The organism is Dethiosulfovibrio russensis (genome assembly GCF_021568855.1).
Classification (GTDB): Bacteria; Synergistota; Synergistia; order Synergistales; family Dethiosulfovibrionaceae; genus Dethiosulfovibrio; species Dethiosulfovibrio russensis.
In genome coordinates, this window is sequence record NZ_JAKGUG010000006.1 from 121,202 (window position 1) to 139,990 (window position 18,789).

Sequence of the window (18,789 nt, forward strand, 5' to 3'; positions counted from 1 at the left end):
ACTCCTTGTGCTGTAGGCTGGTCATCATGTTACCATCTTTTGGCTTTATTCCCATGGTTTTCGAGGCTTTTGTCCTTTAAAACTCCCGTCGTTCGTGTTTCTTGCTTTTCCTTGAAGGTTTTTCATTTGGGGCGTATACTTTCAAATCGTTCCTATCGTGAAAAGGGGGAGTTGTCTATGGAGTTAAAGGCTTGGATAGCGGTGGCTCTGTTCGCCGTTACGATCCTGTCGATAGCTCGAGGATGGATGAAAGCCAGCACAGCCACTCTTCTCGGAGCCTCGGCCATGATGTTGTTTCGGCTGGTCCCCGGTTCGGCTGCCAGTCAGTATATAGATTCCAACACGGTGGGCCTTTTGGTCGGTATGATGATAGTGGTCGGTATACTATCCAAGACCGGGCTCTTTCAGTACATCGCCGTCAAGGCAATAAAGGTTACCAAGGGAAACGGTATCTTGATATTGCTGTCCATCTCCCTGATAACGGCGGTTCTATCCGCCTTTCTCGACAACGTAACGACGGTACTTCTGGTCAGTCCTGTAGTGGTGTCCTTGGCGGATCTGATAAAGATGAACCCTATGCCTCTTTTGATGAGCGAGGTCATCGCGTCCAACATCGGAGGCACTGCTACCCTGATAGGTGACCCTCCGAACATGATTATAGGATCTTATGCGGGGTTTTCCTTCAACGATTTTCTTCTTCATCTGAGTCCGGTGGTCTTTGTTATCTGGGTGATATCGATGGTTTTCCTCTGTTGGCATTACAGAAAGGATCTGAACCCCGATCCTGCCGCTACGAATCGTCTGAAGGAGGTCGATGAGTCCAAGCTCATAAAGGATAAGAAACTGATGGTCCGGGCTGGATTCGTCATGTTCATGGTTCTTTTGGGTTTTCTGTTTCATCACCACCTGGGACTCAACGCCTCGGTCGTGGCTCTGTTCGCAGCAGGGGTTCTCCTGGCTACGTCTCATCTGGACGATGGAGAGATAGTTCATCAAGAGGTGGAATGGCCCACCATAGTTTACTTTGTCTCCCTTTTTATACTCGTCGGAGGACTCCAGGAAAACGGGGTGATCCTGGCCCTGGCGGATATATTGACCGATTTACTGAGCTACAGCCCTATGGCGATGATATTGGGTATTCTCTGGATCTCAGGACTATCCTGTGTTTTTATAAACAACGTGGCCTTCTCCGCCATGTTCGTACACGTAGTGAGCGAGATGGCCAAGAGTGCCGGAATGCCTCCGGATCCACTCTTTTGGTCCTTGGCGCTGGGTTCTTGTCTAGGAGGCAATGGCAGCTATCTAGGTGCTGCGGCAAATGCTGTCATGGCTGATTTTGCCGGCAGAAGCGGATTTCATATTTCCTTTGGTTCTTTTTTCGTGGTTGGTATAAAGACGGTCTTCATCTCCCTCGTAGTGGCCAGCGCGTTCCTGTTCGTCACGTACAGAAACGTGGTCACTTATTGAGAAAGAACCTAAGGGAGAGTATATTTATAAAAGGGGCTTTCGCTCCTAGTAGGAGGGGGTACCATGAAGGTAGGAGAGTTGGTGGACAGGGATCTGACGGCCCTGTCGGGGGACTGTCCCGTTTCGGAGGCCATAGAGATCCTCTATCATCACAATGCCTCGGGGCTTCCCGTTTTGGATGAGGACAACAGGGTGATAGGCTTCATAAGCGAAAAAGACATAATAAAGGCCGCTCTTCCGGGCTACGCCCATATGCTTCACGATTCTTCCTTCCTTCCCGATTACGGCCAGTTTAGCTCCCGCCTGAGGGATATAGCCGACGATCCGGTGAGTAAGTACATGAAGGAGAACGTGATAACCTTCAACGAAGACGACAGCGATTTTTACGTGGCAAATAGGGTTATAAAGGAAAACATAAAAATAGCTCCGGTTTTGCGAGATGGCCAGCTTATAGGCATAGTGAGCAGGTCCCACTTGGTGAGGCATCTTCTGCTTCATCCGGAGGAGATCGAGGATGCCCTGGAGGACGATTCACGGAAATGACGGTACATAAGGAAAAAAGAGGACGAGTCCTGCCGGACTCGTCCTCTTTTTTGGGAATTTATAGATGTCGGATTTTTTGGGCTTGACAGATCGATAGATGTGAATATACTTTAATTATCTGGTCGACAGGATACGGGATGCTAGGAGGCTCGATATGGCAGCGGAATCTTTGAAATACGTGACCTTGAGCAGTCAGATGTTTGATTATCTCAGGAGAGAGGTCGTCGTTTCAGACGAATTTAAAGACGAGGTCTTTATAAGAGAGGCGGAGATCGCCGAGCGTTTAGGGGTGAGCAGAGCTCCGGTCAGAGAGGCCTTGAAACAGATGGAGATGATGGGATTGGTTGTCTCCATGCCTAGAAAGGGTGTCAAGGTCAGGCTTTTCTCAAAGGAAGAGCTGGACGAACTCTACGAGATGAGGGTGGTCCTGGAAGAGCTAGTCTTCAGGGACATAATCGATAAAGGCCTTTTTACCTCGGATGAGAGAGAGTCCTTCCAGGAAAAACTGGAAAAATTGCTAGAGATATGCGAGGGAGATGGAAGTCGAGAGGAGAAGATAAAGGCCTTCTGCGATAAGGATCTCGATTTTCATAGATCTCTCGCCGAGCTTTCCGGAAGGGTCTGGACCGCTAAGGTTCTCGAGACCCTTTACTGTCAACTTCATCTGGCTCTTCTCAGAGAATTGGAGGAAGCGGAGACTTTGGCGGATCTGGTGAGACTACATTATTCCATAGTGGATAATCTCGCGGCTGGAGATCTGGAAAAACTGACCGTCGATCGTAGATACAGTTATTTCGCCCGTAGAAATACGGTTCTTAACAGTAAAAAAGGGAGGTGAGAGGATAGAGCAAACGGCGCCCTAGGTCTTAGGTTTTGTGGACGTTAATTCGACGGAGGTAATACTATGAATGTACGGATACGTACAACCCTGTGTCTCGCAGTCACCGCGGTTATTCTAGCTATGCCCGTATCGTCCGCTGTTGCGGACAATATCAAACTGTCCAACCAGCTACCGCCTTCACATCACATATCGAAGGCATTGGATTTCTTTGCCGACAAGGTAAAGGAATATTCCGGAGGTAAGACAACGGTGAAAGTTTTCCATTCAGCCCAGCTATTCAAGGATACCGAGGTTGTCGAAGCCCTTCAGGAGAATCTGGTACCTATAGCCCTAGTTCCGGTAAATAAGTGGTCCGGTATGATCCCCGCTACCGACGTTTTCGAGATGCCCTTCGTCTTTGAGGAACTTGATTCTATAAAGAAATTTATAGAGGCAGGAGCAGGAGAGCTGCTAAACGAAGAGTTCAAGAAAAAGGGAGTTGCCGATCTATTTTGGGCCGATTATGGTTTCGTGCAGTTTTTCAACAGCAAGCGGCCCCTTGTGACTCCCGCCGATTTTGAGGGGCTCAAGATAAGGACCTTCAGCAACGGAACGGCCGAGACGGTCTCCGCCCTCGGTGGAACTCCGGTTGTTATGAGCTCTTCCGAGATGTATATGGCCCTTCAGCGTAAGACGGTGGATGGGGCTACTACCGGTATGCCTGCGGCGGTTTCCAGAAAGATCTTCGAGGTCCAGAACTATCTAACCGTGTGTAACTACACGACGGCTCAGTTCGTAATCCAGTGTAACCTTGAGTGGTGGGACGAGCTCGGCAAGGATGAAAAGGAGATGCTCCAGAAGGCCGGTGCCGAGGCCGAGGCTTGGCTTCGCGGACAGATAGCCCAGTCGGAAAAGGACGCTCAGAAGGTTATAGCCGATGCGGGACTGGAGATTACCGTGTTAAACGCCGACCAGAGAAAGGCCTTTGTTGAAGCTACCGAGCCGGTAAGATCCGGATTCATGGAGAAGACCCCTCTTTGTAAAAAGCTCGTCGAGATCGCCTTGGGATCTAATTAGGTGGTTGTTTAGAGGTAAGGCGGGAAGTTTGCTTCCCGCCTTACTTCGAAATATCCTTTGGAGGGATTTATGATGATAACATTATATAAAAAGACCATCAACGGTCTCAGCGCCGCGATGGGGTGGCTTTGCGGAATAGGGACGTTGGTGATGGGATTGATCCTCTTCTACGAGGTCGTGAGGAGATATTTCTTCAACTCTCCGACCATATGGACACAGGAGGTCTCGGTCTATATCTTCATGTGGTGTATGTTCGGCGGAGCTTCCTATGCCCTTCAGAAGGGCAAGCACGTCAACATCGATCTTCTTACCGTCAAGCTTTCTCCCAAAGCTCAGAGCAAGCTTAAAGTCCTCACAAGCTTTTTCGGAGCCCTGTTTTGTTCGGAGATAGCCGTTCAGGGATGGGACATGATAGAGAGTGCGGTCAAGTACCAGAAACATTCTCCTACGCCTCTGCACGTGCCCCTCTGGATTCCTCAATCCGCGTTGTTTCTCGGATTCACCTTGCTCGCTCTTCAGTTCGTCGTCCTGATCATAGAGGAGATCGCTTTCATCAGGACCGGCGAGAGAGATTCGGTTCAGGAGGTAAATCACTGATGGGCTCCTTCATGTTTGTGATCCTGCTTTTATTGGTGGTACTTTTCATGGGGATGCCGGTCGCCTTTTCCCTGGGAGCTACATCGGTGTTGCTGACCCTGATATACGATCTTCCCATGAAAATTCTGTCTCAGTCGATATTCACTTCTTTGGAAGGGTTCGTCCTTCTGTCGATCCCTCTATTCGTGCTTATGAGTCAGGTTCTTTTGGACGGGCGGATAGGGGACGATCTCTTCGAGGTTATGAACGCCTGGGTTAGACATCTTCCTGGAGGATTGGCCATTGCGACCATACTCGCCTGTGCCTTCTTCGCCGCAATAACCGGATCCAGCGCCGCCACGGCGGCGACCATAGGGATGGTTGCCTATCCGGCCATGCTGGACAGGGGTTACGATAAAAAGTTCACCCTCGGTTTGTTGGCGGCAGGTGGAACCCTTGGTATTCTCATTCCTCCCAGCATACCTCTCATCCTCTACGGAGCCATCACAGAGGAGTCGGTGGGTAAGCTGTTCATAGCCGGAATAATCCCGGGGTTGATACTGACGGCTATTTTCGTGGTCTATTCGGTCATAAAAAGCAAAAACGGCGGTTTCACCCCTATGCCTAAGGCTTCCTGGAAAGAACGTCTTTCCATAACGGCCAGAAATATATGGGGCATCATACTTCCTATCTTGGTGGTAGGCGGAATCTATTCCGGAGCCTTTACACCGACCGAGGCCGCTGCGGTAGGTTTGGTCTACAGTCTCTTTATAACGCTGGTTATATACAGGACCATCAAGTTCAAGGATATTCCCTCCATCTGCATGAAGGCTCTTGGGACTTCCTGCATGATAGCCATGGTTATAGCAGGAGCCATATTGTTCGGCAGGGTCATGACCTTGCTTATGATTCCCCAAAAGCTTACTGAGCTGATCATAGAGAACAATCTCTCTCCGATGATGTTCATTATCGCGATGAACTTTCTGATGATAATCCTCGGTATGGTGCTGGAGACGGTGTCCATCGTACTGTTGACCATGCCTCTGGTCACCCCTATTCTGATGGCCCTTCATATAGATCCCATATGGTATGCCATCATATTGACGGTTAATATGACCATGGCCCTGATAACCCCTCCTGTAGGGATGAATCTCTACGTAATAAACGGGTTGAGAAAGGATATAACGATGGGAGAGATCATTTCCGGCGTGCTGCCTTTCATGCTGCTTCTGGTCTTTATGCTCGTCGTGGTAATGGCTTTTCCGTCTTTGAGTACCTGGTTACCTTCCGTGATGCACTGATCCCCCTTAGCGAGTGGGGAGAAAGTCCGTTGCCGATATAAAGTTTTTTGCTGAAAAGGAGATGTGACGGTTTTGAATAAAGGTGCCTTGTCCAATTTGGTGGTCCTCGATCTTACTAGGGTCTTGGCTGGTCCTTTCTGTACCATGTTGTTGGCCGATATGGGGGCCGACGTCGTCAAGATAGAGCGTCCCGATACGGGGGACGATACCAGACAGATGGGGCCGTTCGTAAACGGCGAAAGCGCCTACTACATGAACCTGAATCGCAACAAGCGAGGTGTAACCTTAAATCTCAAGTCCGAGAAAGGCAAGAAGATATTTCTGGACATGGTGAAAAAAGCCGATCTCGTGGTCGAAAATTATCGTCCCGGTACCATGGAGAAACTGGGCCTTGGATACGAAGAGCTGAGAAAGGTCAACGACAGGATAATATACGCGGCGGTCTCCGGGTTCGGCCACACCGGTCCCTATAAGATGAAACCGGGCTACGACATAATAGCTCAGGCCATGAGCGGCCTGATGAGCACTACCGGATGGCCCGGAGGGGAGCCCACTAGAACCGGAACCGCTATGGGAGACGTGCTGGCCGGGCTTTCCTGCGCCATAGGTATCTTGGCGGCGGTCAACTCCAGGGAATTGACCGGTGTGGGGCAGAAGGTGGATGTCGCTCTGGTAGACTCGGCCGTTGCCAGCCTGGAGATAATAAACATGATCTATCTCGTGGAGGGAAGGGTTCCCCAGAGGATCGGAAACCGCTATGAATCGACCTATCCCTACGATTCCTTCAAGGCTATGGACGGAGGTTTGGTGATAGGAGCCGCTAACGACAAGCTGTGGCAGAGTCTGTGCGAGGTCATGGAGCGCCCCGAACTGGCGGAGGATCCCAGATATCTGAGGGTTCGGGACAGGGTGTCGCATCATGAGGAGATAAAACCAGTAGTCGAAGAGTGGACCGAAAAGCACACGGTGGAGGACGCCTGTCGGCTGATCGATCAGGCGGGGATACCCTGTGCTCCGATAATGTCCATCGACCAGGTGACCAGCGATCCGCACATAGCGGGAGATAGGGAGATGTTCGTGCCTGTGGAGCATCCGGTGGCTGGAAAGACTACCCTGACAGGCAACCACATAAAGCTTTCTGGGACGCCCGCCGGTATAAGGACCGCATCCCCGACCCTCGGAGAGCACAACCGGGAGGTATTCGGCGAGATGCTTGGAATAGGCGATACGGATCTTCAGCTGCTTCGTTCCGAGGGGGTTCTGTGATGACCAGAGGGAGTCTACCGTCCAGGGTGGAGATAAGAGAGGTCTGTCCGAGAGACGGTTTCCAGAGCGTAAAGGAAAAGATCTTCACGAAGGACAAGATCGCCCTGATCGACGCTATGGCCGAGACCGGCGTATCCGTTATGGAGGTGACTTCCTTCGTAAGTCCCAAGGCCATTCCTCAGATGTCCGATGCCTCGGAGGTCATGACCCATTTCAACGAGAGATGGAGTGGGAAGGTAAAGTCCGTCGTCTTGGTTCCCAACGTCAAAGGAGCCGAGAACGCACTGAAGGTCTCTCCCGATTCACTGAACTTCGTGCTCTCCGCCAGCGCCTCTCACAACAGGGCAAACACCAGGAGGACCATAGAGGAGTCTCTGGCCGAGTTGAAAGAAGTCAAATCTCTTTGCGGAGATGTGGAGCTCGGACTTTCGGTGGCTACCTCCTTTCAGTGTCCCTTCGAGGGCGCTATCTCTCCTGATGCCGTAGTGAATATAGTCGAGAAGGCTATGGAGATCGGAGTGGGTACGGTTACCCTTGCCGACACCATAGGTACCTGTGATCCGGTCTATCTGAGTTCGACTCTGTCGCAGATAAAAAAGGTCTTCGGGGACTATCCTTTCTTTCTCCACCTCCACGATACCCACGGCATGGCTATGGTTAACACTATGATCGCTATGGAGATGGGGTTTTACCGGTTCGACTCGGCTACCGGCGGTCTTGGTGGATGTCCCTTCGCACCTGGAGCGGCGGGAAACTCTGCCACCGAGGACATGGTCAATTTCTTCGACCGTGTAGGTGTCTCCAGTGGAGTGGACCTGGAAAGGGTCCTTGCCATAGCCGATAGAATGAAGACCATGGGGCTTCCGGTGAACAGCCACATGTCCTCTTACAGGGCCGGATGCAGCAGCCTTTCCTGCGAAGGGTGAGAGAATCTTGGGAATGGGAAAAAGGCTCAGAGAAAGGCTGGAACGTCCCGGTATCATAGTAGCTCCCGGGGTGTTCGACGCATTGAGCGCCCGTATCTGCGAGATAGCTGGTTTCGAGGTCTTACAGCATACCGGCTATGGAACTGCGGCCTCTCTTCTTGCTAAACCGGACGTCGGGCTCCTTAGCTTCGGTGAGATGAGAGACCAGCTTTATAGGATGGTCCATGCGGTGGATATCCCAGTAATAGGCGACGGAGATAACGGTTTCGGCAACGCCGTAAACGTGGACAGGACCGTTAGAGAGTATATCTGGGCTGGAGCGGCCGGGCTGTTCGTGGAGGATCAGGTTATACCGAAGCGATGCGGGCATATGTCCGGAAAAGCGGTCATCTCGAAGGATGAGATGATGGGCAAGCTGCGAGCAGCCATGTCGGCCCGAGACCAGGAGGATAGATCGGCACTGATCGTCTACAGAACCGATGCCGTGGCGGTCAATGGTCTTGAGGATGCGCTTAGTCGTGCCAAAAGGGCGGCCGATCTCGGTGTGGACATGGTCTTCGTGGAGGCCTTGGAATCGCTGGATCAGATGGAGACGGCGGTAAAGGAAGTCCCTGTTCCCCTTATGCTGAACCTTGTGGAGGGAGGCCGCACCCCTCTCGTCAGTCCTTCAGTGGCCGAGCAGATGGGTTTCAAGTATCTCATGTATCCTGTTACCCCCCTTTTTGCAGGGGCTAAGGCTATGTTGGACGTCATGTCCGATGTGAGAAATAACGGGCTGTCCGACTCCACGGTTTCCCTGTCCATGGACTTTGCCGAATTCGCCGAAGTGGTCCGGCTTGACCATATAAGGGAGATCGAAAACGATTTTTTGCCAGAAGAAAGCCTGAACAGATACGGAGACAATAGGGGAATACTGTAGGCTCTAGGGTACCTCTAAAAACTCACGTCCGAGGACCGGCGTTTTTAGAGGTGTCCTTTAGAGATACCCTGTGATTGGTTGAAAGTCATGCGTCCTTTTGGGAGGGACTCGAGTTTATCCTCGAGTCCCTCCTCTTCTTTGTCTGTGAGGTCCCTTGATATGCTATGATATTTTTCTGCCTGGCCTATCGATATGCTTCTGATGGGTACAGGGACAGGTTAAGACTAAAAACAAGGAGAGGTTGTCTTTATGTTCGATAATAAAACCATGGAGATTGTTCTGTTTAAGGAGGTGAATAAAATATAGAAGCCTATTCGCCTCCTTTCAGATTGAATCCGAGGAGGTAGTAAATATGAAAATAAATATGAAAGAGCTAGGGCTCACATCGAGCCTGATAGAGGAAGCGTCGAATTACCCTGAGCTTTGCGTCGGTAGAGTGATATCGCAATACAGGGATCTTTACAGAGTAATCACGGAAAGAGGAGATATCAAAGGGGAAGTCTCCGGGAAGTTTCGCTTCGAGGTTAGATCTCCGAGAGATTACCCGGCGGTGGGGGACTTCGTCATGGTCGATCGTGATAACGACGACGCCGGAAACGGAATTATCCACGCCGTATTGGCAAGAAAGAGCGTCTTCATAAGAAGAGCTGCCGGAACGTCCAATCAGGAGCAGGTAGTGGCCTCGAATATCGATATCGTATTCGTGTGTATGTCCTTGAACAACGACTATAACCTGAGACGCCTTGAACGCTATCTGAGCGTAGCATGGGATAGTGGCGCGATTCCGGTGGTCGTGTTGACCAAGGCGGATCTTTGTGAAGATCTCCCAGGAAGGCTTTCCGATTTGAGCTCGGTCGTATGTGGCTGCGATGTTTTGGTCTCGTCCGGATTGACCGAGGACGGTCTCGAATCGCTGAAGGGATATATGGCACCGGGCAAGACCGTAGCCTTGATAGGATCGTCGGGAGTGGGAAAGTCCACCTTGATAAATGGGTTGGCCGGTAGCGAACTCCTCCGGACTCAGGGTGTAAGAGGAGACCACAAGGGCAGACATACTACGACCAGACGAGAATTGGTGATCTTGCCCGGTGGAGGTATCGTGATAGATACCCCTGGGATGAGGGAGCTTGGCTTAGATGGTCTCGATCTTTCCAGGGCTTTCGAGGACGTGGAGGGTCTTGCCGTAAAATGTAGATTTAGAGACTGTAGTCATAACGGAGAGCCAGGATGTGCCGTTCGTAAGGCCATGGACGAAGGCTCTCTTTCTCCCGATCGATTTGCCAGTTACATGAAACTGAAGAGAGAAGCAAAATACGAAGGTTTGAATTCCAAGCAGATCGAGGCGGAGAAAAATTCCTCCATGTATAAGGAGGTCGGAGGGATAAAGAACGCCCGAAAATTGGCCAAGTCCAAAAATAAGTTTAGAGGTTAATTGCCCGTTTGTTGATGCGGGTTGAAGTAGGCCTCCATTCGCTCTTTCTAATGGCGGATGGAGGCCTTTCGTCTATCTAATGGACGTTGACTTAAGGAACATAAGTTTCTTTTGTTGGGTTCTAGTGCTTGACAGTGCATTATCTGGAGTGTATTATACCTGCCATGTTAAACAATATTTTATATTTCTCAGAAGGAGGGAACTGAAATGAAGGTATCTTGCGTAGTGTGCGAAGGCAGCGTGGCTCTTCCCGACGATGCCATGATAGGTGAGTTGCTTATATGCGACGACTGTGGAACGGAGCTCGAGCTGGTGAGTCTGGATCCCCTCAAGGTGGAGGAGGCTCCTGAGATCCAGGAGGACTGGGGCGAATAGCCTATGAACGAGCTTTGGATTCTGTACAGTCGTCTGAGAACGGAGGAGAAACTTCTCAAAAAGGCGGCGGATAAAACGGGAGTGCGGTGTAATTTTGTGGATTTGAGAGGAATCTCCTGGCCGGAGGGACTTAAGGTCGGTGATAACGACGTCGTCCTCTGCCGTTGCGTCTCTCAGGCCCACAACCTCGCGATCGCACGCCTTCTAGAATCTCGAGGTGTCCGTACGGTCAACCATTCCTCGGTTATAGAGGCCTGTGGCGACAAGGTCTTTACCGCCGGACTTCTCGATATGGCCGGTTTAAGACAGCCTCGCTATTCAGTGGCTTTCTCTCCGGAAGAAGCGGTGAATACGTCCGAGTCCATGGGGTTTCCCGTTGTTTTCAAGCCGCCCGTAGGGAGCTGGGGCAGACTTCTTTCCAAGGTCAACGACGTGGATTCGGCTGAGACTATAGTGGAACATAAGTCCTTCATGGGGCCTCAGCATCAGACTTTCTTCATTCAGGAATACGTGGAAAAGGATGGATACGATGTCAGGGCTCTGGTGTTGGGAGGAAAGCCCATAACGGCCATTAAGCGAAAGAGCCGTCACTGGATAACGAACACCGCAAGAGGCGGAAACGTAGAGGGAATAGAGATCGATCAAGCCATGGCGGATGTGTTGAAAAGGGTCCACGACGTTTTCAAAGGCGATCTTTTGGCCGTGGATCTGTTTCACGACGATCAGGGATGGTCGGTAAACGAGGTCAACGGGCAGGCCGAGTTTCACGGGTCGGTCGAGGGTACCGAGGTAGACGTCGCCGGGATGTTGGTGGATTACTGCATCTCACTTATGGAAGGGAGCTTCTGACATGTTCGAGGTGATCGTATGGGGGGCCAGCGGAATGGCCGGAGGAGAGCTTTTGAGGATTCTCTCCGGTCACGACGGGATGACGGTGGTCGCCGCCGTGTCCAGAAGGTCTCCAGGGAAGACGGTCTGGCATGACCATCCTCATCTCAGAGGTTGTTATCCCGACATGGTCTACTCGTCTCCGGAGGAGGCGTTGAAGATTAAGAGCGACTTGGTTTTTCTTGCTCTGCCTCACGGAGGGGCCTGGAGAGTTGCGGTTGACTATCGTGAAAGGGGTGTGCCTGTCGTCGATCTGTCCGGAGATTTCAGGCTCAAGGATCCTGCGGATTACTTTCGGTGGTATGGGTTGGAGCACGGGGCTCCCGAGTACCTTCAGGAAGCCGTTTACGGTCTTCCCGAGCTGCATAGAGATGCTTTGGCCGGGGCGTCCCTGGCCAGCGGCGTAGGATGCAATGCGTCATGTGCAATTCTCGGCCTGGCACCTCTTGCCTCCACAGGTCTCATCGAGTCGGTTCGGATGGAGATGAGGGTCGGTTCCTCCGAGGCCGGGGCCTCTCCCAGTAAGGGATCTCATCACCCCTATAGGACCAGGACCATGAGGGTGTTCGAGCCCTTCAGACACAGACACCTGGCGGAGGTGATTCAGGAGACCGGATTGCCGGAGGAAAGGCTTTCCATGACCATGACAGCCGTCGAGATGGTGAGAGGAGTTCAGATGCTGGCCCAGGTTTTCCTGACCGAACCGATCAAGGAAGCTGTTTTGTGGAAGGCCTACAGAAAGGCGATCGAAGGACATCCCTTTTGGTCTCTTTGTCCCGCCAGACCCAGTCATCTTCGTCTTCCCGATCCCAGATTCGTGTTGGGCAGCAACTCCGCGTCGGTGGGGTTCGTCCTCCACGAGGACGGCAAGAGACTCCTGATCGTGTCCGCTCTGGACAACCTGATGAAGGGAGCCTCCGGCACGGCGGTGCAGGCGGCCAACCTGATGTTGGGGCTCGACGAGACGACGGGGTTGCTTACATCTCCCCTCTATCCCGCCTAGGAGGCGATGAGGTTGAACTTCAAAGGAGTTGTCAAGATCGGTGGTGCCAGGGGAAACGACCCTACGCCGCTCCTGCGGGAGCTTTCCGAACGGGCGGTTTTGGGGGAAAAATGGCTGCTCGTTCACGGAGGCAGCGGAAAGATGGAGGAACTGTGTCTGTCGTCGGGCATAGAACCCAAATACGTGTACAGTCCAAGCGGATTCAGGAGCCGTTTCACCGGTAAGAGGGAGATGGCGCTTTTCGAGGGAGCCTGTTCTTCCGTCTCCATTGATTTGATCTCGTCCCTCTGGTCCATGGGAACCCCCGCTTGTCCCGTGTGGCCCAGCGATGGTTCCGGTGCCACTGCAAAGGCGAAGGACGCCTTGAGAAGCGTGGAGGACGGTCGAGTAATGGTGTTGCGGGGAAACAGGAGCGGTTCGGTAAGACGATTCTTCGGCCATGCCGTGGATGCAACCTGGAGAGCTCGGGCGATACCGGTGATGCCCCCTTTGGCGGTGGACGAGGATAACGGAGGTCTGCTGAACGTGGATGGCGATCGTTTAGCCGCTCTTGCCGCGGCGTCTCTGGAAGCTTCCGTTCTCGTGATACTGAGCAACGTTCCTGGGGTTCTCAAGGACGTCGAAGATCCCTCGTCTTTGATGCGCTGGGGAACCTTGGAGGAGTTGATGTCCCTGTCGAAGGGTAACATGAAGAGAAAAATGGTCGCAGTCCAGGAGGCCCTGGAGGGCGGAGTGGACAAGGTAATCCTATCGGACAGCCGGGTAGAATCCCCTTTGTCCGGAGCTTTGGAGGGAAGGGGGACGACCGTATGTCGGGCCTTTACGGCGGAAGAGGATTGAAGATGGCCTCCGGCAAGGGGGCGGAGCTCTTCGACGACGGGGGCAAAAGGTATGTGGATTTCATGGCCGGTCACGGATCGTCTCTTTTCGGACACTGTCATCCAGATTTGATCGCGGCGGTCGAAAGTGCCTCTCGAAGTCCCTGGTCGATAGGGCTAGGGATCGACTCCCATTCCAGGGACCGTTTTCTGTCGGTTCTGAGGTCTCTGCTCCCCGATGGGCGGGTCTTTATGTGCAACAGCGGAACCGAGGCAGTCGAAGCGGCCTTGAAGCTGGTGCTGGCCCATTCGGACAGGCCCAGAATATTGGCCTTGAAGATGGGTTTTCACGGTAGGACACTGGGGGCCCTGGGGCTGACCTTCAACCCCAAGTACAGAAAACCCTGGATGTCTTCGCTGCTTCCGGTGGAGCATCTTTCCGCCGAGGAGCTTCTGGACTCCGTCGATCTAAGGACGGCGGCGGTCTTCGTCGAGCCGGTCCAGGGGGAGGGAGGAGTATATCCGATGGACCCCGATTACGGCAGGGCTTTGAGCGATCTATGCAAGGAAAACGGGGTCCTGCTCGTGGCGGATGAGATTCAATCCGGATGGGGGCGTTGCGGCTCTGTCCTGGCCTCCACCTTGGTGGGGCTAGATCCGGACGTCGTGTGTCTCGCTAAGGGGTTGGCGGGAGGTCTTCCCGCTGGGGCGACAATATGGAAAGGATCGGTCGGGGATTTTACCTCCGGGGGACATGGCACGACATACGGTGGCAATCCCTTCATCTCGGCGGTTGGTTTGGCCGCCTGGAATCTTCTGGAGGAACGAAAATACCCCCTTCAGGCCGAGACCAAGGGAGCCGGTTTTATGGAGGCTCTCAAGAGTATAAATTCCCCCCAACTCAGAGAGGTTCGGGGACTGGGGCTTTTAGTGGGGGTCGAGACTGCCAGGCGTTCCACCGAGTTTGTCAGAATGCTTCAGGACCGAGGGGTCCTGGCTCTTCCCGCCGGTCCCAAGGTGCTTCGTTTTTTGCCTCCGTTCGTGGCGGAGGGGAGCCATTTCGACGAAGTTGTCCATGCTTTGGAGGAGGTCTGTCATGAGTTGGATAGAAGGTGACGGAGGCTTTCTCAGGGAGTTGGTCGAGTGCAGAAGCGAGAGCGGAGATGAAGAGAGCTGCTGCGTTCTTCTCTCCTCTCGACTTCCTGCATTGGGCTGGGAGTCGGTGGTACGGGACGAGGTCGGCAACGTCGTGGCGTCCAGGGGCACCGGTCCCAGGGAGCTGTTGATGATGGGTCATATAGACACAGTGCCTGGAGGTCCGAAAACCGAGGTAGAAGGGGACGTCCTGTGGGGGAGGGGCTCGGTCGACGCAAAGGGACCTCTGGCGTCGTTCTCCTTGGCGGGAGGTCGGGCCATCGTTCCAGACGGTTGGCGGTACACGTTGATAGCAGCGGTCGGAGAGGAAATGGATTCCAGAGGTGCCAGATACGTAATGGAGAGCAGAAAAGCTCCTCTGGGTTGCATCATAGGAGAGCCCTCCGGAGGGGATGGTGTCACGTTGGCTTACCGAGGCTGCCTTTTCCTCAGACTGGAGGCCTCCGACGGCGGAGCCCATAGGAGCGGAGGCTCCGGCCCTCTCACCGAGACCCTCTCGGCGGCGTCGGAGATCCTCAGGATGGTCGAGTCGATGGAAGAGGATGGTCCGATCGTTCGAAGATACTCAGCCACCGTGGCCTCCATGTATGGGGTGGAGAAAGGTGAAAGGCACGCCTCTATAGACCTTGACGTTCGCCTTCCATTGGGAGCCGACCCATCGTCGCTTGCTCGGAGTTTTCAAGAGATCTGCTCTGTCAAAGCGGTGGATATGTCGGTACGGCAATCGGTATCGGCCCATATGTCCGACAGGAGGGATCTCGTGGTAAGGGCTTTATCTACCTCCGTCAGAGAGGAAGGACTATCTCCCAGACTACTTGCCAAGGGGGGAACCGCCGACTTTAACGTGGTGGCCCCGTGGGGAGTTCCGATGGCGGCCTACGGTCCGGGAGATTCAGGACTGGATCACGGTCCGGACGAGAGGCTTTCGATCGGCGAACTGAAGACGGCGATAAGGGTGTTGGAGAGGGCGCTGCCGAGGGCCTGTCTGTTTCTCAGTGGTTAGGCTTTTTTTATCACAGGAACGGCTATTTCCGTTCGGAGATCCGCAGGAGACGGCACCGTATCGGGGCAATTCAGGTATATCTCCCGGTCCGGCCCCGTCTTCTCGTAGCCGTTCTCTCCTATCCAGTCGTACAGTGCTCCGTAGGCCGTCTGAATCCCCTCGTAGGGTCCGCAGTGAAGGACGCTCGCCGCGGTGCACCCCTCTAGTTTTCTGCACTCGAAGGGCTGGGCGGTCTCCACGATCCGGTCCGTCGTCATGGCCACCTCCACGTCCATGTGTTCCGGGTCGAATTCCTTGCAGTGGTAGAGGGCCACTCCTATGCCTTCGGTCGATAACCCGAGGGAGTCCATATAGGAGCACACTTCCCCATAGGCGGCCATCATATCCTCCCCTATTCTTGGAAGAGCCGTCATGAGTCTCTTGGATATCACGATCATTTCCTCCATTTCCTTGACTATAACCTTGTAGTCCACGAAAATCTCCTCCTTTTTCATGGTAAGCATGTCCAGCATGTCCAGCGTCCTCCTCATGGAAGATACCTTTCTTTCAAGTCTTCCCCGGTAGTTGTCGAGTCTTTCGGCTAGAATCTCGGGGTTTCTCTCGGCCAGAAATCCCCGGATCTCGTCCAGCGGCATGTCGAGAAGTCTCAGGACCCTTATTCGCTCCGATTCGACTACCTGTATAGGAGCGTAATATCGGTATCCGGTCATGGGATCCACCGAGACGGGGTTAAGCAATCCTTGCTCGTCATATATCCTGAGGGCTTTTTTCGACAGCCGGCTCAACCTGGAAAACTCTCCTATGGTCATTCTGTAGCTCATACAGCGCCCTCCCGTTTATACAGTATGTTAGACCTTTCCCTAAGGGTAAGGTCAAGCCTAGTGAACGATTATGTCCGACTGAGCACCGCATTCGGAACATCTTCCGTCCTCAAGTAGCCCCATCGCGTCGACCCGATAGCCCCCCCTCGTGACCAGAGGTGCTCCGCAGCTCATGCATCTGGTGATGGAGCCAAGCCCCCTGTTTCCCTGGTAGACCCTCATGAGTTCCGAGGAGGCTAGGTCTGCCATATGGTCCATCAGCCTTTCGTCGGTGGGAGGGGCGTTCCATCTGTGAGCCGGATAGTACCTGTTTATATGGAGGGGGATCGCTGGGTCCAGGTTATTCAGCCATCGAAGCATTCTCGCGAATTCTTCCAGATCGTCGGAGATCCCGGGAACCGCCAGCCAGGAGATCTCCAGGTGTATCCCCTTTTCGTGTATAGCTTTTATCGTAGATTTCGTAGCGTCGAGATTTCCGCCTATCTTGGTGTACGTGTCATCATCGAAGGTCTTCAGGTCAACGTTGGCACAGTCGATCGATGGCAGGAGGTCTTTCAAGGGAGCTTGGGCGATCTGTCCGTTTGTCACCAGGACCGTTCTCTTGCCCTTTTTCCTGAGCATGGGCAGGACGTCGATGAGGAACTCGTAGGAGACAAGCGGTTCGTTGTAGGTGAAGGCCACCAGGTCGGTCCCGCTTCGATCCGTCAGGTCCGATATGTCGGAGGGAGACATGTCGGTCGTAGGGGGGGCGCCGTCAAACCTAGTGAGTCGCCAGTTCTGACAGAACGGGCAGTTCATGGAGCATCCCACGCTTCCCAGAGAGAGTATCGGTTCTCCCGGGTGCCAATGGAACAGGGGCTTCTTCTCCACCGGATCGATCGCTACGGAGGAGATTTCTCCGTAATTCAGTACCATCAGTACTCCGCCCTCGTTTTTTCTGACGGAGCAGAACCCGCTGTCGCCTGGTTTCAGGAAACAGCTGTGGGGACATAGATCGCATATGATGCCATCCCCCTCTGGATGCCACCATAGAGCCTCAGTCTTCATCGGATTCCCCGTGCCTCTCGACGGTGAACCTCTCTATCTCCAGGTCGTCGGTGTATGCCAACCCGGCCTTGGCCGCGGCTATGGATAGTTGATCGTCGATTGAATCCACTCCTTCTAGATCCGGAAGCAGAACCCCCCGTCTGGAACCCTTGGAGACTATGACGCCGTAGATTCTAGGGTTCAGCTGCTCTTTATCCGGAACCCTTTCGGGTTCGGAGAGTATGTCCACCGATATGGTTATCTCTTTGAGCTCCTTTGAGGTGACCGGGGGAAACCTCGGGTCCGATGTGGCGGCGGCTATGGCGTTGGACTCTATTTCCTCCGCCAGGGAAGCTCTCACGGGAGAGAGGGTTCCGATACATCCTCTCAACTGTCCTCTCTTTTTGAGCGACACAAAACAAGCCCTTGGTCGCGACAGTTCCTTGTTTGTCGTTTCATCCCTTTGTCTGTTTTTCCCGTCGAGAAAGTACTCGAGGGTAGATCTTGCCAATCTTACCGCAGGGTGAGTTTTCGTCGTACCGGATTTTGGCTTATCGACCGTTCCCAATGCGATGCAGTAGCCGACGCCGTAGGGGCCTTCGTATGAGAGTACGTCCATAGGAGCTCCTATAAGTCCTATGAGGGCCATGGCGGAACGGAGGCCGCATTCTCCCGCTCGTGATATGGTCTCTGGATCCATCCGAGCTATGGGATCGGATTTTCCCTTTATAAGGGCTTCGACGATACGTTCGTCCAGTATTCTGCCGTCCGGGGAGTATCCCGCAGGGGCGTCCGGTGTCAGACGGTGAGAGAGGTCGCCACTTGCTACCAATCCCCAGCTTCTTTTTCCCGTCATAGTCGAAAGAGCTTTTCCCATCTCGTAGGCCTCTTCCCGAGTCAGTCCTATAGGATTTGCCAGAATTACCGAAGGCATCCTGGTCCATCTCTTTCTGAAAAACCAGAAGGGGACGAATGCTCCGTGGTCGAGAGAGGTAATTTTGTTGTGATATGTACGTATGGGTATCTTCCCGTCTAGGAATGAGATCAGATCTTCTGCGGCTTCCATATTCCCGTTCAGGTTCATCGAGATCTCCGGATGGCCGAATCCCCCCATGTCTCCTTCATAGATAGATCCGGTCGATATGGTCAATCCCCTGAACGAGAACGAGTGGGGCGAGAGGATTAAGATCGTATCCGGCAAGTTACTCGAGAGCCTTTTGGCCAGATCTTCCATCGCTTCGATCGTGTCGATAGCCTCCATCTGCCTGCCTTCGCCTATGTTATCCACTATTATAGGTGGATGAGGGGTAAGACATCCCCAGAGCCACATGTACAGGACCTCCTCTTGGATGAATTTTGAAGCTCTGTATTTA

At 53.2% G+C, this 18,789-nt stretch carries 19 protein-coding genes; 16 read left to right on the plus strand and 3 right to left on the minus strand.

The genetic code is table 11. From position 1 onward, the window contains the following. Window positions 1-177 precede the first annotated feature (177 nt). From L2W48_RS08485 to L2W48_RS08560, 16 genes are all read left to right on the plus strand, one after another. Entirely contained in the window at window positions 178-1,467 is a 1,290-nt protein-coding gene (locus L2W48_RS08485; protein WP_236099668.1) for an ArsB/NhaD family transporter, read from the plus strand. A 63-nt stretch (window positions 1,468-1,530) separates the two neighbouring features. Next, complete coding sequence (locus tag L2W48_RS08490) at window positions 1,531-2,010, plus strand: CBS domain-containing protein (protein WP_236099667.1); 480 nt, start codon at window positions 1,531-1,533, stop codon at window positions 2,008-2,010. Window positions 2,011-2,164: 154 nt separating this feature from the next. Further along, complete coding sequence (locus L2W48_RS08495) at window positions 2,165-2,848, plus strand: GntR family transcriptional regulator (protein WP_236099666.1); 684 nt, start codon at window positions 2,165-2,167, stop codon at window positions 2,846-2,848. A gap of 66 nt (window positions 2,849-2,914) precedes the next feature. Further along, window positions 2,915-3,907, plus strand: coding sequence for a DctP family TRAP transporter solute-binding subunit (locus L2W48_RS08500; RefSeq protein ID WP_236099665.1), 993 nt, complete (start codon window positions 2,915-2,917; stop codon window positions 3,905-3,907). A 69-nt stretch (window positions 3,908-3,976) separates the two neighbouring features. Next, window positions 3,977-4,504, plus strand: coding sequence for a TRAP transporter small permease subunit (locus L2W48_RS08505; protein WP_005661162.1), 528 nt, complete (start codon window positions 3,977-3,979; stop codon window positions 4,502-4,504). Then, window positions 4,504-5,784, plus strand: coding sequence for a TRAP transporter large permease (locus L2W48_RS08510; RefSeq protein ID WP_236099664.1), 1,281 nt, complete (start codon window positions 4,504-4,506; stop codon window positions 5,782-5,784). Before L2W48_RS08505 ends, L2W48_RS08510 begins: the two co-directional genes overlap by 1 nt. Window positions 5,785-5,847: 63 nt before the next feature. Next, a complete protein-coding gene (locus L2W48_RS08515) occupies window positions 5,848-7,050 on the plus strand; it encodes a CaiB/BaiF CoA transferase family protein (protein ID WP_329604257.1) in 1,203 nt (400 codons plus the stop codon). Beyond that, a complete protein-coding gene (locus L2W48_RS08520; protein WP_236099663.1) occupies window positions 7,050-7,976 on the plus strand; it encodes a hydroxymethylglutaryl-CoA lyase in 927 nt (308 codons plus the stop codon). The genes L2W48_RS08515 and L2W48_RS08520 overlap by 1 nt, the downstream gene beginning before the upstream one ends. 13 nt (window positions 7,977-7,989) lie before the next feature. Further along, a complete protein-coding gene (locus L2W48_RS08525) occupies window positions 7,990-8,895 on the plus strand; it encodes an isocitrate lyase/PEP mutase family protein (RefSeq protein WP_236099718.1) in 906 nt (301 codons plus the stop codon). A gap of 352 nt (window positions 8,896-9,247) precedes the next feature. Beyond that, window positions 9,248-10,327 (plus strand): ribosome small subunit-dependent GTPase A, encoded by a 1,080-nt coding sequence (gene rsgA, locus L2W48_RS08530; protein ID WP_236099662.1) that lies wholly within the window; start codon window positions 9,248-9,250, stop codon window positions 10,325-10,327. Window positions 10,328-10,534: 207 nt separating this feature from the next. Next, window positions 10,535-10,702, plus strand: a complete 168-nt coding sequence (lysW, locus tag L2W48_RS08535) for a lysine biosynthesis protein LysW (protein WP_005661171.1) — start codon at window positions 10,535-10,537, stop codon at window positions 10,700-10,702. A 3-nt stretch (window positions 10,703-10,705) separates the two neighbouring features. Further along, window positions 10,706-11,551, plus strand: coding sequence for a lysine biosynthesis protein LysX (gene lysX / locus L2W48_RS08540; RefSeq protein WP_236099661.1), 846 nt, complete (start codon window positions 10,706-10,708; stop codon window positions 11,549-11,551). Between the two features lies 1 nt (window position 11,552). Next, window positions 11,553-12,593 (plus strand): N-acetyl-gamma-glutamyl-phosphate reductase, encoded by a 1,041-nt coding sequence (gene argC / locus L2W48_RS08545; protein ID WP_236099660.1) that lies wholly within the window; start codon window positions 11,553-11,555, stop codon window positions 12,591-12,593. Window positions 12,594-12,599: 6 nt separating this feature from the next. After that, window positions 12,600-13,433, plus strand: coding sequence for an amino acid kinase family protein (locus tag L2W48_RS08550; RefSeq protein ID WP_236116534.1), 834 nt, complete (start codon window positions 12,600-12,602; stop codon window positions 13,431-13,433). Beyond that, the gene (locus L2W48_RS08555; RefSeq protein WP_236099658.1) at window positions 13,403-14,527 is read left to right on the plus strand and encodes an aspartate aminotransferase family protein; all 1,125 of its coding nucleotides are present in this window, start codon (window positions 13,403-13,405) and stop codon (window positions 14,525-14,527) included. Before L2W48_RS08550 ends, L2W48_RS08555 begins: the two co-directional genes overlap by 31 nt. Next, on the plus strand, window positions 14,508-15,569 hold the full coding sequence (locus L2W48_RS08560) for a M20/M25/M40 family metallo-hydrolase (RefSeq protein ID WP_236099657.1): 1,062 nt from the start codon (window positions 14,508-14,510) through the stop codon (window positions 15,567-15,569). The genes L2W48_RS08555 and L2W48_RS08560 overlap by 20 nt, the downstream gene beginning before the upstream one ends. On the opposite strand, the gene L2W48_RS08565 is transcribed toward L2W48_RS08560, so the two are convergent. From L2W48_RS08565 to amrA, 3 genes are read right to left on the minus strand one after another with little or no spacing between them, the layout of a single operon-like run. Beyond that, window positions 15,566-16,390, minus strand: a complete 825-nt coding sequence (locus L2W48_RS08565) for a MerR family transcriptional regulator (protein ID WP_236099656.1) — start codon at window positions 16,388-16,390, stop codon at window positions 15,566-15,568. The genes L2W48_RS08560 and L2W48_RS08565 overlap by 4 nt on opposite strands. A gap of 57 nt (window positions 16,391-16,447) precedes the next feature. Further along, on the minus strand, window positions 16,448-17,437 hold the full coding sequence (amrS, locus tag L2W48_RS08570) for an AmmeMemoRadiSam system radical SAM enzyme (protein WP_236099655.1): 990 nt from the start codon (window positions 17,435-17,437) through the stop codon (window positions 16,448-16,450). Then, window positions 17,427-18,746 carry an AmmeMemoRadiSam system protein A gene (gene amrA, locus L2W48_RS08575; RefSeq protein ID WP_236099654.1) on the minus strand — a complete coding sequence of 440 codons (1,320 nt, stop codon included), beginning with the start codon at window positions 18,744-18,746 and terminating at the stop codon, window positions 17,427-17,429. The genes amrS and amrA overlap by 11 nt, the downstream gene beginning before the upstream one ends. Window positions 18,747-18,789 lie beyond the last annotated feature (43 nt).

Coding starts and splice junctions, on each gene's coding strand:
- L2W48_RS08485 (WP_236099668.1), top strand. CDS start 178: ATGGAGTTAAAGGCTTGGATAGCGGTGGCTCTGTTCGCCGTTACGATC.
- L2W48_RS08490 (WP_236099667.1), top strand. CDS start 1,531: ATGAAGGTAGGAGAGTTGGTGGACAGGGATCTGACGGCCCTGTCGGGG.
- L2W48_RS08495 (WP_236099666.1), top strand. CDS start 2,165: ATGGCAGCGGAATCTTTGAAATACGTGACCTTGAGCAGTCAGATGTTT.
- L2W48_RS08500 (WP_236099665.1), top strand. CDS start 2,915: ATGAATGTACGGATACGTACAACCCTGTGTCTCGCAGTCACCGCGGTT.
- L2W48_RS08505 (WP_005661162.1), top strand. CDS start 3,977: ATGATGATAACATTATATAAAAAGACCATCAACGGTCTCAGCGCCGCG.
- L2W48_RS08510 (WP_236099664.1), top strand. CDS start 4,504: ATGGGCTCCTTCATGTTTGTGATCCTGCTTTTATTGGTGGTACTTTTC.
- L2W48_RS08520 (WP_236099663.1), top strand. CDS start 7,050: ATGACCAGAGGGAGTCTACCGTCCAGGGTGGAGATAAGAGAGGTCTGT.
- L2W48_RS08525 (WP_236099718.1), top strand. CDS start 7,990: ATGGGAAAAAGGCTCAGAGAAAGGCTGGAACGTCCCGGTATCATAGTA.
- rsgA (WP_236099662.1), top strand. CDS start 9,248: ATGAAAATAAATATGAAAGAGCTAGGGCTCACATCGAGCCTGATAGAG.
- lysW (WP_005661171.1), top strand. CDS start 10,535: ATGAAGGTATCTTGCGTAGTGTGCGAAGGCAGCGTGGCTCTTCCCGAC.
- lysX (WP_236099661.1), top strand. CDS start 10,706: ATGAACGAGCTTTGGATTCTGTACAGTCGTCTGAGAACGGAGGAGAAA.
- argC (WP_236099660.1), top strand. CDS start 11,553: ATGTTCGAGGTGATCGTATGGGGGGCCAGCGGAATGGCCGGAGGAGAG.
- L2W48_RS08550 (WP_236116534.1), top strand. CDS start 12,600: ATGAGGTTGAACTTCAAAGGAGTTGTCAAGATCGGTGGTGCCAGGGGA.
- L2W48_RS08555 (WP_236099658.1), top strand. CDS start 13,403: ATGTCGGGCCTTTACGGCGGAAGAGGATTGAAGATGGCCTCCGGCAAG.
- L2W48_RS08560 (WP_236099657.1), top strand. CDS start 14,508: ATGAGTTGGATAGAAGGTGACGGAGGCTTTCTCAGGGAGTTGGTCGAG.
- L2W48_RS08565 (WP_236099656.1), bottom strand. CDS start 16,390: ATGAGCTACAGAATGACCATAGGAGAGTTTTCCAGGTTGAGCCGGCTG.
- amrS (WP_236099655.1), bottom strand. CDS start 17,437: ATGAAGACTGAGGCTCTATGGTGGCATCCAGAGGGGGATGGCATCATA.
- amrA (WP_236099654.1), bottom strand. CDS start 18,746: ATGTGGCTCTGGGGATGTCTTACCCCTCATCCACCTATAATAGTGGAT.